Source organism: Arcobacter acticola (genome assembly GCF_013177675.1).
Lineage (GTDB): Bacteria > Campylobacterota > Campylobacteria > Campylobacterales > Arcobacteraceae > Aliarcobacter > Aliarcobacter acticola.
Window position 1 is genome coordinate 1,437,487 of sequence record NZ_CP042652.1, and the last position, 15,481, is coordinate 1,452,967.

Consider the following 15,481-nt stretch of genomic DNA (forward strand, 5'->3'; position numbering starts at 1 on the left):
ATTTATGGATTATTTTAAAACACTTGAAGAAATTTTATTAACAAGTGAACCAAAAGATAAAATTGAAAAATTTAGAAAGTTTTATAATAATTTTTTAAATAATAATTTTATATTTAATGATTCTTATGAACCTTATACTTTAGAAAAACCTTCATATTATTCATTTTTGGAAATTGTGAAACCAACAAATTTACCTCCTATAAAGAATTTTAAGTCAATAGAAGGTAAAAAATACTTAGTTCATACTATTTTACATATCGAGTATTCAGCTATTGATTTAGCTTTAGATGCAGCTGTAAGATATAAAAATATGCCTATTGGATTTTATAAAGATTGGTTAGAAGTTGCAGATGATGAAATAAGACATTTTTTAATGCTTGAAAAGTTGTTACATGAAGTTGGAGGAGTTTACGGTGATTTCCCTGTTCATAAAAATCTTTTTGAAGCAATGGAAGCAACACCTGAATTTTTAAGAAGAATGGCAGCAGTTCCAAGATATCTTGAAGCAAATGGTCTTGATCAAAATCCTAAAATTATGGAAAAATTAAATTCAAATAGAGATCCTTTTAATAATAAATTAATAGAGGTTTTAAAAATCATATTAGAAGAAGAAGTTGACCATGTAAAAAAAGGCGATACTTGGTTTAAATATGAATGCGATAGATTAAACTTAGAACCTGAATCTAATTATTTAAAAATTATTGAAGAAGTTTTTCCAGGATCAACCACTAGAAAAATGGATTTAAATTTTGCAGCTAGAAAAGAAGCTGGTTTTTCTTGTAATGAGTTAAAAAAATTATCTAAAAAAGAGGATTGCAACTAATGATTACTTCAAATGTAGATTCAATAATTTCATCTTTACAAAACAGTTCAAATGCCACTAAAACAGAAAATTCAATTGAGTCATTTATAAGTAATCTAACAACAAATAAACAAGGTGATAACACTTCTAAAACAGATGCTTTGACTTTTGATAATATAAAAGGCATTACTTTAGAAGAAATAGATACTTTGTTTAAAGATGAAGATAAAGCAATGGCAAAAAATCTTAGAATTGCAACTTTATTTTCAAATGATGATTATTTATCAAAGGCTTTATTTGATACGGTTTTAGGACAACCTTTTAATTTGGGATTTTCATATTTAAGTGATAGATATGAAGATAAAAATGTATTTTTAAACTCAAGTAGCAATGATTTTTCAGATTTATTTCATAGCTCTGTAGTATCAAGAAATACAGATACAAAATTAAATTCAACAGATGTAATTTCTCAAGATAGATTAGATGAAATATTAACTAAGGTAAATTCTTTTAATTTTCTTAGTGTTTTAACAAGTACTTCAAAAGACAAATACGATAAATACAAAGATGAAGATAATGAGTACTCCTTTTTATATAATGACTTTAGTCTTAAATATGAAGAGCTAAAATACAAATACGAAGAGCTTGACAATATAAATAAAAATATCATCAAGCAGTTTTAGTTAGAGAAAGTTTTAAAAGTTTATTTAGTTTTATTTAACTCTTTATAATAAGTACTATGTAGTATTTCTACTTCCTCTTCTTCTTTATATCCATTTATAATACTATGAATTGCACCTTTAATAGCAAACATAGACATATAAACATGAGTGAAAAATAAAGCTGTCATTGCCATACCAACAACATTGTGTACGATAATACATAATCTTAGCATTTCAATTTTTGTTAAACCAAACATTGTTAAAACTGCTATATTTAAGTCATTTACATAAATAGTAACGCCTGTATAAATCATTGCAACTCCACCTATTGTACATACCCAAAACCACATTTTTTGACCAGCATTAAATTTACCTGCAGGAATTGGTTTTTTCTCTTTTGATAAGTATCCACCTAGTATCATAAACCATTTGATATCATCTCCTGTAAAAAGCATATTTTTAAACCACATTATAAACATAGGAATAACACTTATTACAAATAAAATTGTAGTAACAGCATGAATATCTTTACAAGCTCTCACAAACTCTCCACCACCAAAAACAGATCCAAACATCATAATTAAACCTGTAGGAATTAATAGCATAAATGAAACAGCTGCAATACCATGAATGATTCTATTAAATAAAGTAAAAACATAATATTTTTTACCATCATGTTTGAACTTTTTTGGTCCAATTATTAAGTAATGTACTAAAAATACTAAAGGAACAATTACAATAATTCCTAAATATGCATTTTTAAAGATTTTTGTTTGAAGGGCTACAAAAACTTCATCTAAATAAACACTTCCTTCTTTTCCATAAGCTAACATGGTAGTAATTAAATCCTGATTAGCTTCACTAACAGTTGTATATCCAAACACTAAAGATGATATACTCAGTAAGATAATTAAATATTTCAACATTATTGACTCCTCTTTTTATCTTTTAAATCATAACATTCTAATAGGACTTAATTGGGACTTTTTTGCTAAATGGTAAAATTTATTTTACTAAAATGAAGATATTGGAATATTTTATTGAGAGTATAAAAAAAGAGAAAAATCTCTTTTTTTAGAATTTAGCGTTAGGAATAGGGTAGTTTTCTATTACAAAATCAATATCCTTATCCCCACGACCACTTAGGTTAACTAAGATTGTTTTATCTTTTGGAAGGGTTCTTGCTAATTTTATAGCAAAAGCAACTGCATGGGCTGATTCTAAAGCAGGAATTATACCTTCTAATTGTGATAGCTTATAAAAAGCATCAACAGCTTCATTATCATTACAAAGTCCAACTTTTGTTCTACCACTCTCTTTTAAAAATGCATGTTCAGGTCCAACGCTTGGATAATCAATTCCACTTCCAATTGAATGCACGGGTGCTGGTTCACCTTTATCATCTTTTAACATAATAGAATTAAAGCCATGCATAATTCCTTCTTCTCCATATGTTAAAGATGCAGAATGTTCACCAATTTTATCACCTTTCCCCATAGGTTCAACTCCATAAAGCTCAACTTGCTTATCATCAATAAAACCTGCAAATATTCCCATAGCGTTACTTCCACCTCCCACACATGCAGTTACTACATCAGGAAGCTTATTTTCATGTTCTAAAAACTGCTCCCTTGCTTCAAGTCCAATTATACTTTGAAAATCTCTTACCATCATAGGAAATGGATGAGGACCAACAACAGAACCAATACAATAAATAGAATTTTTAGTGTCAGCTAAATAAGCTTCAAAAGCTGAATCAACAGCTTCTTTTAGTGTTTTAAGACCATGAGTTGCAGGAACTACTTTTGCTCCTAGAATTTTCATTCTTACAACATTTGGATGCTCTTTTTTTATATCAACTTCACCCATGTGAATTTCACACTCTAATCCAAAGTAAGCAGCAGCAGTTGCAAGTGCAACTCCATGTTGTCCAGCTCCAGTTTCAGCTATAACTTTTTTCTTTCCTAGATATTTAGCAAGAATAACTTCAGCCATACAGTGATTTAATTTATGAGCGCCTGTATGATTTAAATCTTCTCTTTTTAGATAAATTTTTGCACCACCACAAAACTCTGTAAGATTCTTAGCATATGAAATAGGAGTAGGTCGTCCTTGATAATGTTTTCTAACATATTTTAACTCTTCAATAAATTTAGGAGAGTTTTTTAATTCAAGATAGGCTTTTGTAATATCAACAAAAGGTTTTTCTAAAATAGGAGGAATAAAAGAACCTCCAAATTTTCCAAAATATCCATTAATATCTGGATGAGATTCTAAATAAGAGTTTGTCATAAATTGCTTCCTTGTTTAAAATAATATATTGTAGTTCAAAATTATTAAGCATTATAATCAATAGATTTTTAATATGTTATGAAAGTGGAAAAGTTATTTTAACAAGTGCGCATTTATCAAAAGTTTTATCATTAAAAGTATGTTTTGTATTTGTGATTTTAATATCACCATTCATACTTGAAGTTATAATTTTGTGAGTCATATATAAACCAAGTCCTGTACCTTGGCTTTTATGTTTTGTGGTAAAGTAGGGTTCAAATATCTTATCTATGATTTCTTCTTTTACTCCACCTGCATTATCAATTATTTCAATAATAATTTCTTTATTAGTTTTATAAGATTTGATATGAATAAATCTATTCTCTTTGTTTGTCTCTACTAAGGCATCTTTTGCATTATTTAAGATATTAAGTAATGCTTGATTTAATTCATTCTCATAATTATTTATAAATAAATCTTTTTCTAAATCTAATATTACATTTATAGAATGATTTATAAATGAACTTTTTATAATAGTTAGTATTTTATTTATACTACTATTTACATCAAACTCTTTTTTATCTTTATCTTCTTTTAGATAATTTTGGAAATCATCAATAGTTTGAGAAAGAAACATTGTAGTATTTGTAATACTATTAAGTGTACTGTTAAATGTTTCATCATCAAGTTGATTAAACTCTTTTTGTATTTTCATTCCAGAGGCTGCAGTTGATATTAAACTTAAGGGTTGCCTCCATTGGTGAGCGATATTGCCTATCATTTCTCCAAGACTTGCCATTTTTGATTGTTGAATTAATAAATTTTCTTTATTCTTTATTTCACTCATATCTATTATAGATAAAATTATTGATAATTTATTTTCAAATATTACTTTTTTTGATTTTATAAGAATTGGAAATTTTACTTTAAAATCTTTCAATCCAATTATTTCATAGGTTTGAGAATCTTTGTTTTTGATTATATCCCTAATAGAGATAATATTATTTATATCGAATAAGTCATAAAAAGAGTTATTTAAAAGTTTCTTTTCATTTATATCAAATATTTTTAAAAACTCATTATTATGATAGATGATTTTATCATCACTTACTATTATGATTCCTTCAATGGTTAGATTTACTAGACTTCTAAATGTTTTAAGTGTATTTTCCAGCTCATCTTTGGTACTTTTTAATTTTCTTTGATAATTTAAAAGTTGTCTATTTTTATAAAGTATTATAAAAATAATCAAAATCAATGGCAAAAAATATTTCCATAATATAGAAAAATCAAAAGTTTGAGAATACTCAAGTTTAAGCCATTTATTATAGATTAGATTTTTATCATTTGGATCCATAGTTTCAAGAACTTTATTTATTATAGATTGTAAAACTTTGTAATCATCTCGTATCATTACTTGTAAATCAAGATCAATTCCAGTAGTTCCAGAAATCTTAATATTACTATATGCATATTTTTGAATATTGTATGTTAAAACAGGTAAGTTATCTACAAGTGCATAAATCTTGTTATTTGATAAAAGTGATAAACCTTCTTCTATATTATTCACAAAAACAAAATCTATATTAGGGAATGCTTTTTCTAATAGTTTATACGCAGTGTAATTTTTACCAACACCTACTTTTTTACCCACAAGATAAGAAGCATCAGGAATGTAATTTTTATCTTGAAGGGTCGCTATTCCAATCGGAGCTTTATAGTATGTATCTGAAAATATTGCATATTTTTCTCTGTCTTTTGTTTTTGATGTAGCTACAATAATATCACTTGTTTTATTTTCAATACTATTTAAGCCGTCAGCAAAGTTTTCTTTAACAATTATTTTTGTTTTTAAATCTGCTTTATCTACAATATATTTCCAAAAATCGTAACCTAGTCCATAACTTTTATCTTTTTCAGTAAAACTTATAGGAGACCAATTACTAGTAAAGGCTATATTTACAGTTTTATTATTTATGAAATCTTGTTCTTCTTTAGAAAAAACAACGCTTTTTTCAGAATTGAACCATTTTTTATCTAGTGTTTCAAGTTCTATTAGTGAAACCTTATTTATTGCTTTATTTAAAATCTCAGGAAGCACTTCTAAATCTTTACTAACACCCATATATAATTTAGTATCAAAATTTTTAATATTTACTTTAGTTAATATTTTTAATGAGTTAAAATATGATTTATTTATATAGTAATTTGCAATCAATGTATTTTGTATTGTTGCATCACTTGTATTCTTCTCAACACTTTCAAAAACTTCATCTAATGTTTCAAATTCAATAATATCTATTTTTGGATAGTTTTCTTTTAATCTTTTAGTTGAGTTCCAGTTTTTTACCATGGCAAGTTTTTTCCCTGCCAAATCATCAATATTTATTAAATCAAATTTACTTTTTTTTGTAATTATTGATAACTCTTGATTTATATATGATTGGGTGTAGTTAAATTTTTTTTCTCTTTCTTCATTAAATCCAATAGCAGGAAATATATCGATCTCATTATTAGAAAATTTTTCTAATAAGTTACTCCAATTATCACTAACAAATATTGGATCCATACCAGTTTTTGAAAGAATAAGTTTTACATAATCTACTACATAACCTTTAGCTGTTTCATTTTCAAAATAATCATAAGGAACCCAGCCTATTTCATTTGCAACAATTAATGTTTTGTGATTTTCTATAAACTCTTTTTCTTTTGGAGTAAATTCATTTACTGTTCTATAGCTATCAATCCATTTCGAAGATATTTCATTTTTTTCTAATTGATCAATGTTATCTAAAGCTTTGTCTACGATACTTTTTAAAATAGGATAATCATTTCTAAATGCCATATACAAATTGTTTTCTGTATTTACTACAAAAGTTGGTGATAGTGTACTTATGTTATTTTTTTTTGTTATATATTCAATTAAAGGAACATTAGAAATTAATCCTTCGGCTTTTCTAGTAATTACTAAATCAATAGCTTCTAAAGAGTTATTAACTATAATAATTTTAACTTTTGGATAGTTATTTTTTATAAAATCTTCGTATATATAACCTTTTTCTATAACAATGGATTTGTCATTTAAATCATTTAATGTTTTGTAAGTTTTATTTATACTGTAAAAATAATCTCTAATAGTTGTATAGCTATTTGATGTAAAAATTAGATTTTTTTCTCTATTGGGTGTTTTTGATAAAATAGGTAGTAAATCTATTTTTTTGTTAAATGCCATTTGTAATAAATCATTCCATTTATATCCATAAATATAATTGAATTTCAATCCAGTTTTTTTCTCAATGATTTCTAAATAATCTTTTGCTATTCCTTTATATTTACCATTTTCAACATAATCAAAAGGAGGCCAGTTTGTTTCTGCGCCTACATTTATAACAGGATTGTTTTTTATGAATTCTTTTTCTTCATTTGTTAGGTTTATTAAGATATTTGCAAAAAGTGTATTACATAATAATAAAAGTAATAAAAGATATTTATACACTTCAAAGCCTTTTTCACATATTTTTATTCTATAAGTCATTATAGTCTAAAAAAGATTATACTTTCTTAAGCTTATCTTAACAATTGATTATAAGAGTAGCTTTTAAGCCTTCAACTTTTAAATTTGAACTAACTTTATGTAGAGAAAGTTTTCCTTCAATAGTTTGTAAAATATGCCAAAATTTTTCATTAAAAGGAGTGTCTAACTCTTTGATTTTATGGTGTATTATACTTTGTGCAATTGTGTCTATACAATGTTCATAAAATATTTTATTTTTAGCACGTTGAATTAAATAATCTCTCATGATTTTTAAATTTGCTATATAAGTTTGTTTTTCTATTTCACTTAAATGGGTTTGATTATTTATATCTTCTTCTTTTTTATCTAGATGAATGATATAAGCACCTATTTCTTCATCCATTGTGTTTTCTAAGTTTGGATGAGATTTTAGAAGTATTTCTAAAATCTCATTAGAAGCTAATCTTTGTTGATTTACAGTATGAGAGTATTTTATATTGTGTACATAGTTATGATCTAAAGCAATTAAAATATCAATGGCAAAAGATAAATAAACATATTTATCTTCTTTCCCGTCCTTAAAAGATATACCATGCTCACTAATAACAGGTTTTAATCCCACATACTTTAATTCCATTTTAGTTCCTATTTTTTTGTATTATGAAAACCATTTTTTAACTTTGTCAAACATATTTTCAAAGTTCTTTTCATGTGGTTTACTCTCTATTCCAAAACTTTCTTGAAGTTTTTCTAATAATTGAGTTTGTTCGTCATTTAATGTTTTTGGATATTCTATCTTAATTTGTACAATTAAACTTCCTTTTCCATATCCTTGAACAGATTTAACACCTTCACCTTTAAAAGTAAATTGTTGTTTGTCTTTTGCTCCTTGTGGAATCACAAGTTCTAATTTACCTCTAAGTCCTGGAATTGTAATTTTTCCTCCAAGTGCAACTTGAGTGAAGAATATAGGAGCTTCATAATAGATATCATCATCATGTCTTACAAAGTGAGCATCTTCTTTTACTGATACTTGTAAATATAAATCACCACGACTTCCATCAGGTGCAATATTTCCTTTGTTTGAAACTCTAATCCTCATTCCATCATTAACACCTTCTGGAATATCAACTTTAAAGCTATCACTAACTTCATCATATCCAGTTCCCTTACATGTTTTACAAGAATCAGCAGCACTTTGACCAGATCCACCACACTTAGGACATGTTTGAGCAAAAGTCATAAATCCTTGTCTTGCATGAACTTGACCTTGTCCATTACAAGTTGTACAAGTAGCTAGTTTCCCATCCTTTGCACCTGTTCCCTTACAAGACTTACAAGCAGTTTTGTATTTGTATTTAATCTCTTTATTACATCCAAATACAGCTTCATTGAAAGCTAGTTTAACTTCAATAGTAACATCAAGGTTATAGTTATATGATTTTCTTTGTCTTCTTCCACGTGAACCACCACCAAAAGCACTTCCAAACATCTCTTCAAAAACAGAACCTAAGTCGTCAAATCCACCTGAAAATCCACCACCTCTTTGCCCATGTCCTTCAAGACCAGCTTTCCCATATCTATCATAAATAGATTTTTTTTCATCATCACTTAGTACTTGATAAGCTTCATTTATAGCTTTAAATCTTTCTTCAGCTTCTTTATCACCTGGGTTTTTATCAGGATGATACTTCATAGCCATTTGTCTATAAGCTTTTTTGATTGTACTTTTATCTGAACCTTTACTAACTTCTAGTAATTCATAATAATCTATCTCAGTCAATTTTATATCCCCTTAAAAAATAATTGAATTTATGTAAGACGCGATTTTATCTAAAAATTGATAAATCTTAGATATAATCCACGAATGAATAAAGGATTAGAAAAATTTTACGAACTTGTTGAAGCGTTTGAATCATTGCCTACTATTGGAAAAAAATCAGCTCTTAGACTTGCTTATCATATTGTTATGAACGATAACTATTGCGGAATCAAAATAGCTCATAGTATAGAGAATGCCTTAAAAAACATCACTAAATGCTCAAGATGTGGTTCTATGAGTGAACATGAGATTTGCGAATTTTGTTTGGATGAATCAAGGGATAATACAAAATTATGTATTGTTCAAAGTGCAAAAGATATTTTTGTTATTGAAGATTCAAAACAATTTGATGGAAAGTACTTTGTAATAGAAGAACTTGACCAAGATCTTATAGATTCTTTGCATAAATTTATAGATAATAATGAAGTTGAAAATATCTTATTTGCAATTACACCTTCAATTGCAAATGATGCATTTATTTTATATATTGAAGATAAATTAAAAGACTTTAATATTAAGTTTACAAAAATTGCCCAAGGTGTTCCAACAGGGGTGAGTTTGGAAAATGTAGATATCTTATCACTATCAAAAGCTATACAAAGTAAAGTTGAAATATAAATATAAGTAAGAAGATGGAAGAAAAAAGAATAGTTTGTCAAAAGTGTGTTTATTATTTTGTTACTTGGGAGAGGGGGAAACCTCATGGTTGTAAAGCTTATGGTTTTAAATCACAGTTGATTCCTTCAATTACTGTAAAAAGATCAAGTGGTGCTGATTGTCATTTTTTCACTTTAAAACATAATAAAGAGTAGGATATATGCAGCTAAAAGAATTTATTGAAATAATAGAAAAAAATAAAATAACTATTATTAGAACTTGGATTAATTCTTCAAAAATTAAAGAATTAATTGACAACTATTCAATAAATGAAGAATTATTTATCAAAAGATACTCTTTTGGCTTTTTAGAACACTACATTAAAACAATTAAAAATGATGAAAAAACTCAAAATAGCGCAGTTGTTATTGATTTTTTAAAATATTTAAAAAAACAAAACCTAGGCGTAAATGAGTTATTTGTCCTTTTTATAGCTTTTAAAGATGCTTTAGTTGATTTTGCTTTTAAAAACCAAAATCAATCTTTGGAGTTATTTCAAGAGATAAATTTTTATTTCCAAAAAGTTTTTTTAACAATTTTAGATATATATTCAAAATCAGTTGAACAAGTTGAAAATGCATTAACTAAGTCCATTGATATTGTTGATAGATATGTGATTATGTCAAGAACAAACCTTCAAGGCATAATTACAAGTGTATCAAGTGCTTTTTGTAAAATATCAGGATATGAAGCTTATGAATTAATAGGTAAATCCCATAATGTTATAAGACATCAAGATATGCCAAAAGAGTTATTTGAAGATTTATGGAAAACTATAAAATCAGGAAATATGTGGCAAGGTGAAATAAAAAATCTTAAAAAAGATGGGACTTTTTATTGGGTAAAAACCACTATTCATCCAAACTTTGATAATAATGGAGTTATTATTAGCTATGATGCTATACGAGAAGATATTTCATCACAAAAAGAGTTAATAAATCAACAAAATTTATTAATAGAACAATCAAAATCAGCAGCTTTAGGTGAAATGATTTCTATGATTGCTCATCAATGGAGACAGCCTTTACAAGCCGTATCTATATTAATTCAAAAGTTGCCTTTACTCAAAATGATAAAAGGTGAACTTTCAGATGATATGCTTGATGATGTTGTAAAACAAGTCTCTTTGCAGTTGGATTATATGTCAAAAACTATTGATGATTTTAGAGATTATTTCAAACCTAATAAGAAAAAAGAAGAAGTTTATATTGAAAATGTTATAAACAAATCATTGGATTTTTTATCATATTTATTCAAAATAAATTCAGTGCAAATAAATTATAAAAATGAATCCACTTCAGAAATACAAATTCATCTAAATGAAATGGTTCAAGTATTTATAAATTTAGCGAAAAATTCTTGTGATGCAATGATAGAAAAAAATATTGAAAATAGAGTTATAGATATTCATACTTATGAAAAAGAGGATTATTTGTATATAGAGTTTGAAGATAATGCAGGAGGAATAAAAGAAAATGTTCTTAGTAAGATTTTTGAAGCGTATTTCTCAACAAAAAGTAATAAAAATGGAACAGGATTAGGATTGTATATGTGTAAAGCGATTGTGGAACAACACAGTTTAGGAAAAATAAATGCATACAATACACCAAAAGGTGCTAAGTTTGTTGTTCAATTACCATTAAAATAGGAGTTTAAGTTGTTATATAAAGATTTTAAAGAGAGTATAAAGTCATTAGGCTTTTTAAGTATAGAAGATTTTATGCATTATGCAGGAGTTACATCTAATGATGTTTTAAATTGGGAAGAAAGAAATGAAGTTCCTTATATGGTTTCATTGATTTTACATCTTTTAAAAGGTGAAAAAGAGTCTTTGCCTATGAACTCGACTTTGGATAATGTGATTGAAGAGTGTTTACCTTTGGCTTCTCTTTTAGAAGAAGTTTCGTCATTTCCTCATAAATTAGAAGAGATGTTTTTATTACAAAAGAAATTAAATGACTCTACAAATGGAAAGAACTGGGAACTAGGTTTAAATAAATTTGGTAAAGAGATAAACTGGCTTAGATGTATACATATGGAAGTTGCAGAGTTAATAGAATCAACTCCATGGAAACACTGGAAAAATATAAATTCAGCTCCTGATATGAATAATATTCATGTGGAATTAGTAGATATTTGGCACTTCTTAATGTCTTATATTTTACAAGAAACAAATGTACCAAAAGCAGTATCTTTAGTAAATACACACTGTATTTATGAAATATTCCAAGAAGTAGATGTAAAACTTATGGTAAAAGAAGCTGAAAAATTATCATATATTTCACTTGCTATTGATACTGGAAATATGCCTTCATTTAGTGGAATCGAAAGATTTATCGACCAATTTTTTAGATGTTGTAAAATCTCTGGTTTATCTTTTATGTGGTTACAAAAATTATATATCGGTAAAAACTGTTTAAATCAATTTAGACAAGATAATGGTTATAAAGAAGGATCTTACATAAAAGTTTGGAATGGAAATGAAGACAATGTTATAATGGTTAGTTTATTAGAAAATATGGATGATGTAGGTTTTGATGATTTATATTCAAAATTAAAAGAAGAATATTCTAAATGTAAATAATAGGTTTTAAACCTATTATTTCTTAGTCAAAGATTTTATCTATAATCGTTTTTATACTCAACATAATGAGCAGCATGAGCAATTAGTTTATCTACTTCTTCTTGGCTTAACTCTTTTACTACTTTTGCAGGACTTCCCATAATTAAAGATCTTGGCGGAAATACTTTTCCTGATGTAACTAATGAGTTGGCTCCAACGATACTTCCTTCACCAATAACTGCATTATCTAAAATGGTAGCACTCATTCCTATTAGGCAATTATCTTCTATTTTACATCCATGAAGCATAACTTTATGACCTATTGTTACATTATCACCAATTATTGTTTGTGTGTTGTGGTCTGTATGAATCATTGATAAATCTTGTATATTTGAGTTTTTACCAATTATAACTTTATTTACATCGGCTCTTATAACGCATTGGAACCAAACCGATGAGTCTTCGCCTATTTGTATATTTCCAATTAAATCAGCACTTGGTGCAATCCAAGCACTTGTGTGAATATTCGGGTAAAACTCTTTAAATTTTAAAATCACAGCCTCTCTCCTTAGCTTTTTATTTATTATAGCAAAGGATTTTTTATTTTGGAATATATTCTAAAATTATAGGTTCTGAATAATTTGGTACATTATCATAGGTAAATATTGCATAATACTTATTTATATCTGTTGCACCAAAATCATCTAAAGTGTACTCATCAGCTCCTGCATAAAGTTTTTGTCCATCTTGAGCAGATAGGGGTTTTCTAAATGGATTTTTTATAACTTTCGCTCCTACAAAATCTGAATTTTTAGGATTTGTCCAAGAGATTTTTATTTTTCCATTTTCAAGAGATAATTTTGCATTTGTGACTTTTTCAACTGGAAATCTTCTTTTTGGAATATGTTCAAGGATAAGTTTTGGACATAAAGAGTTATTTGAAACTTCCCATGACACAGTTTTATTTTTTATTGCTTTTAATGCAGAGGTTGCTTTTAATACAAATGAAATATCAGATTTACTTTTTAGTTTTTCATTTAAAATTATTTTAGAAAAAGAATCAAACATAAAATATTGGGTTTGATTGTTTTTTAACTCTGTTGCACTAACATCATAACCAATATTTTGAATTATTTCTCTATTAGTAATATCTTCAAAATTCTTATTAATTTTTTCATCTACAAATTCTAAATGAAACCTAATATCATCTTTTATATAAATTTTTGTAGAGTTTAACTCAAAATAGGCTTTTGTAATCATCGTTTCATTGTAAGGAGGAAGACTAGATAGATTAAACTGAAAAGTTGAATATATTTTATTTCCATTTTCATCAAAGCCAGCTGTAATTACATCATTTAAAACTTCATTTTTACTTACTGTATTAATTGATTTTGCATAAAGTGTTGTTACTGTTGGTTCTATTGTATAGGTTAATTCTAATCTTGGTCGATAAGCTAATCCAAAACCAAATAAGCCATAACCAATATCCCATTGCATCATTTGTTTTGTTCTTCCAATTGTTAACTCTTTCGGACCTTCAACTCTTAAAACAATAGTATCATTTTTGATTGATTTCTTTAAATCTATACATTCCAAACCAGATAAACTCCATGCTCTCCAAATTCCTTGAGTTAATTGGTGAGATTCAGTAGGGTGTCCTACATATCTTATAATTTCCATACTATTTACATCATCAAAGTTTGTTATATCTCCCATTGTCTCTTGGTTCACAAGTCCTATATTCCATTCACCATATTTTTCAATAGTTGTTGAAACTCTGTTTATTGGATATAAATTAATTGAAGCTAATTTTATTAAAGCATTTGTTGGAAGTGATTTTACATTAATAGAAATAACCGCATATGAAATTCCTTTATTTTCATCAACTCCTACAAATAAAGAATTTACTCCAAAGTGACTAGGATTGTTATTTAGATTTTCAGCCACATATCCAGTTCCTTTTGCATTTGCATAGTATGTTCTGCTATATTCATCGTATTCTACTAAAGTACGGATTTTCATTTGTGGATAAAAGGGTGATTTTTGGTTTGTTTTTTTATTTACTGCTCTTATGTTATAGTAATAATATCTATTTGAGCTTAGATTAATATCATTAAATTCTAAACTATGAGTTTTTGAGATTAGATTTGAACTATTACAAAACTGCTTATCTTTTGTACTTCTGAAAATTTCAAAATATATATTTTCATTTACTTCATAATCCCATTTTAGATTTACGTGGCTTGAGCCGATTTCCGTTGCATTAAAAGAATTAACCCTTTTCATAATATTGTCTTTAGCGTAATTATCAACCTCTTTTAGAGCATAAATAAGTGCTGGAATATGTTCTCTTATATTCTCGTTCATATCTTCCATATAATCACTTATATTTCTAGTTCCAACTTCAACAACAGATGAGATAATTCCACTTGAGTAATAAAATTCTCTTCCACTTCCTGAAATTAGTTTAGCAGGTGGTTTCCCTTGATGTATTCCATACTCTCTACCTGATATTTTCCTAATTTCTTCTGCCATATTTGCACATAAGGTATTCATATCAGTTGTATCAATAGTGTCTTCATGTCTAAAATCATGAGCCGGAAAAAATACATTTCCTTGACTATGGTAATCTAAAGCTATTGTAATATTAGAATGACTTAAAATAAAATCCCTAAGAGCTTGGGTTTCAGGTTCGGAAAATGGTTCAGGTCCTCCATAAACATTTGAACTTGTGGCAGTTGATTTTACAAAACCTATGGGAAAATTTCTATTTAAATCAACTCCATAAGTTCCATCAGCATTTTGTCTTCTATTTTTTCTCCAAAAAGAAAAATGTTTTCTTGAGTATTCATAACCATCAGGATTAGCACAAGGAACCATATAAACTGTACTTTCATTTAAGTAAGTTTGTAAAGTAGGGTCTGTTTCAAGATTTTTTAATACATATGTTGCAAATTCAATAGCTAATTCATGTCCAATCCACTCTCTTGCATGAATAGTTCCTGTATAAAATAGTGCTGGTTTTGAATCGGCTGTTTTAATATCTTTTGAAATTGTAATTAAATTTATCTCTCTATTTTCCCAAGTATTACCAATTGATTCAATTTTGAAATAATTAGGATATTTAGCTTCCAATTCTTTGAAAATATTTGTTGATTCACTATATGACCTATATAATCTTTTCAAGAAC

13 protein-coding genes are annotated in these 15,481 nt (G+C 27.1%); 6 read left to right on the top strand and 7 right to left on the bottom strand.

The genetic code is table 11. From position 1 onward, the window contains the following. The first annotated feature begins 4 nt into the window (after positions 1-4). Both AACT_RS07340 and AACT_RS07345 read left to right on the top strand, forming a co-directional pair. Entirely contained in the window at positions 5-823 is an 819-nt protein-coding gene (locus tag AACT_RS07340; RefSeq protein WP_172126183.1) for a ferritin-like domain-containing protein, read from the top strand. Beyond that, the gene (locus AACT_RS07345) at positions 823-1,485 is read left to right on the top strand and encodes a hypothetical protein (RefSeq protein WP_172126184.1); all 663 of its coding nucleotides are present in this window, start codon (positions 823-825) and stop codon (positions 1,483-1,485) included. The genes AACT_RS07340 and AACT_RS07345 overlap by 1 nt, the downstream gene beginning before the upstream one ends. A 20-nt stretch (positions 1,486-1,505) precedes the next feature. On the opposite strand, the gene AACT_RS07350 is transcribed toward AACT_RS07345, so the two are convergent. The 5 genes from AACT_RS07350 to dnaJ form a co-directional block, all read right to left on the bottom strand. Continuing rightward, positions 1,506-2,390 (bottom strand): formate dehydrogenase subunit gamma, encoded by an 885-nt coding sequence (locus AACT_RS07350; protein WP_172126185.1) that lies wholly within the window; start codon positions 2,388-2,390, stop codon positions 1,506-1,508. Positions 2,391-2,538: 148 nt separating this feature from the next. Further along, positions 2,539-3,756, bottom strand: a complete 1,218-nt coding sequence (gene trpB / locus AACT_RS07355; RefSeq protein WP_172126186.1) for a tryptophan synthase subunit beta — start codon at positions 3,754-3,756, stop codon at positions 2,539-2,541. Between the two features lie 76 nt (positions 3,757-3,832). After that, the gene (locus AACT_RS07360) at positions 3,833-7,270 is read right to left on the bottom strand and encodes a transporter substrate-binding domain-containing protein (protein ID WP_172126187.1); all 3,438 of its coding nucleotides are present in this window, start codon (positions 7,268-7,270) and stop codon (positions 3,833-3,835) included. Between the two features lie 37 nt (positions 7,271-7,307). Further along, complete coding sequence (locus AACT_RS07365) at positions 7,308-7,886, bottom strand: hypothetical protein (protein WP_172126188.1); 579 nt, start codon at positions 7,884-7,886, stop codon at positions 7,308-7,310. A 21-nt stretch (positions 7,887-7,907) separates the two neighbouring features. Further along, complete coding sequence (gene dnaJ, locus AACT_RS07370) at positions 7,908-9,032, bottom strand: molecular chaperone DnaJ (RefSeq protein WP_172126189.1); 1,125 nt, start codon at positions 9,030-9,032, stop codon at positions 7,908-7,910. A gap of 84 nt (positions 9,033-9,116) precedes the next feature. On the opposite strand from dnaJ, the gene recR reads away from it, so the two are divergent. Genes recR through AACT_RS07390 form a run of 4 tightly spaced genes read left to right on the top strand, consistent with a single transcriptional unit; the run spans position 9,117 to position 12,312 of the window. Further along, entirely contained in the window at positions 9,117-9,689 is a 573-nt protein-coding gene (gene recR, locus AACT_RS07375) for a recombination mediator RecR (protein ID WP_172126190.1), read from the top strand. 14 nt (positions 9,690-9,703) lie between these two features. Continuing rightward, the gene (locus tag AACT_RS07380; protein WP_172126191.1) at positions 9,704-9,883 is read left to right on the top strand and encodes a uracil-DNA glycosylase; all 180 of its coding nucleotides are present in this window, start codon (positions 9,704-9,706) and stop codon (positions 9,881-9,883) included. A 5-nt stretch (positions 9,884-9,888) separates the two neighbouring features. Then, positions 9,889-11,376, top strand: coding sequence for a PAS domain-containing sensor histidine kinase (locus AACT_RS07385; protein ID WP_172126192.1), 1,488 nt, complete (start codon positions 9,889-9,891; stop codon positions 11,374-11,376). A 9-nt stretch (positions 11,377-11,385) separates the two neighbouring features. Continuing rightward, positions 11,386-12,312: a dUTP diphosphatase gene (locus AACT_RS07390; protein ID WP_172126193.1), complete on the top strand. Its 927-nt coding sequence runs from the start codon at positions 11,386-11,388 to the stop codon at positions 12,310-12,312. A 35-nt stretch (positions 12,313-12,347) separates the two neighbouring features. On the opposite strand, the gene AACT_RS07395 is transcribed toward AACT_RS07390, so the two are convergent. Continuing rightward, complete coding sequence (locus tag AACT_RS07395) at positions 12,348-12,848, bottom strand: gamma carbonic anhydrase family protein (protein WP_172126194.1); 501 nt, start codon at positions 12,846-12,848, stop codon at positions 12,348-12,350. A gap of 43 nt (positions 12,849-12,891) precedes the next feature. Then, positions 12,892-15,477, bottom strand: a complete 2,586-nt coding sequence (locus tag AACT_RS07400) for a M14 family zinc carboxypeptidase (RefSeq protein ID WP_172126195.1) — start codon at positions 15,475-15,477, stop codon at positions 12,892-12,894. Between the last annotated feature and the right edge of the window lie 4 nt (positions 15,478-15,481).

Excerpts from the sequence above, each read along its gene's own strand:
- AACT_RS07340 (WP_172126183.1), top strand. The coding sequence starts at position 5 with ATGGATTATTTTAAAACACTTGAAGAAATTTTATTAACAAGTGAACCA.
- AACT_RS07345 (WP_172126184.1), top strand. The coding sequence starts at position 823 with ATGATTACTTCAAATGTAGATTCAATAATTTCATCTTTACAAAACAGT.
- AACT_RS07350 (WP_172126185.1), bottom strand. The coding sequence starts at position 2,390 with ATGTTGAAATATTTAATTATCTTACTGAGTATATCATCTTTAGTGTTT.
- trpB (WP_172126186.1), bottom strand. The coding sequence starts at position 3,756 with ATGACAAACTCTTATTTAGAATCTCATCCAGATATTAATGGATATTTT.
- AACT_RS07360 (WP_172126187.1), bottom strand. The coding sequence starts at position 7,270 with ATGACTTATAGAATAAAAATATGTGAAAAAGGCTTTGAAGTGTATAAA.
- AACT_RS07365 (WP_172126188.1), bottom strand. The coding sequence starts at position 7,886 with ATGGAATTAAAGTATGTGGGATTAAAACCTGTTATTAGTGAGCATGGT.
- recR (WP_172126190.1), top strand. The coding sequence starts at position 9,117 with ATGAATAAAGGATTAGAAAAATTTTACGAACTTGTTGAAGCGTTTGAA.
- AACT_RS07380 (WP_172126191.1), top strand. The coding sequence starts at position 9,704 with ATGGAAGAAAAAAGAATAGTTTGTCAAAAGTGTGTTTATTATTTTGTT.
- AACT_RS07385 (WP_172126192.1), top strand. The coding sequence starts at position 9,889 with ATGCAGCTAAAAGAATTTATTGAAATAATAGAAAAAAATAAAATAACT.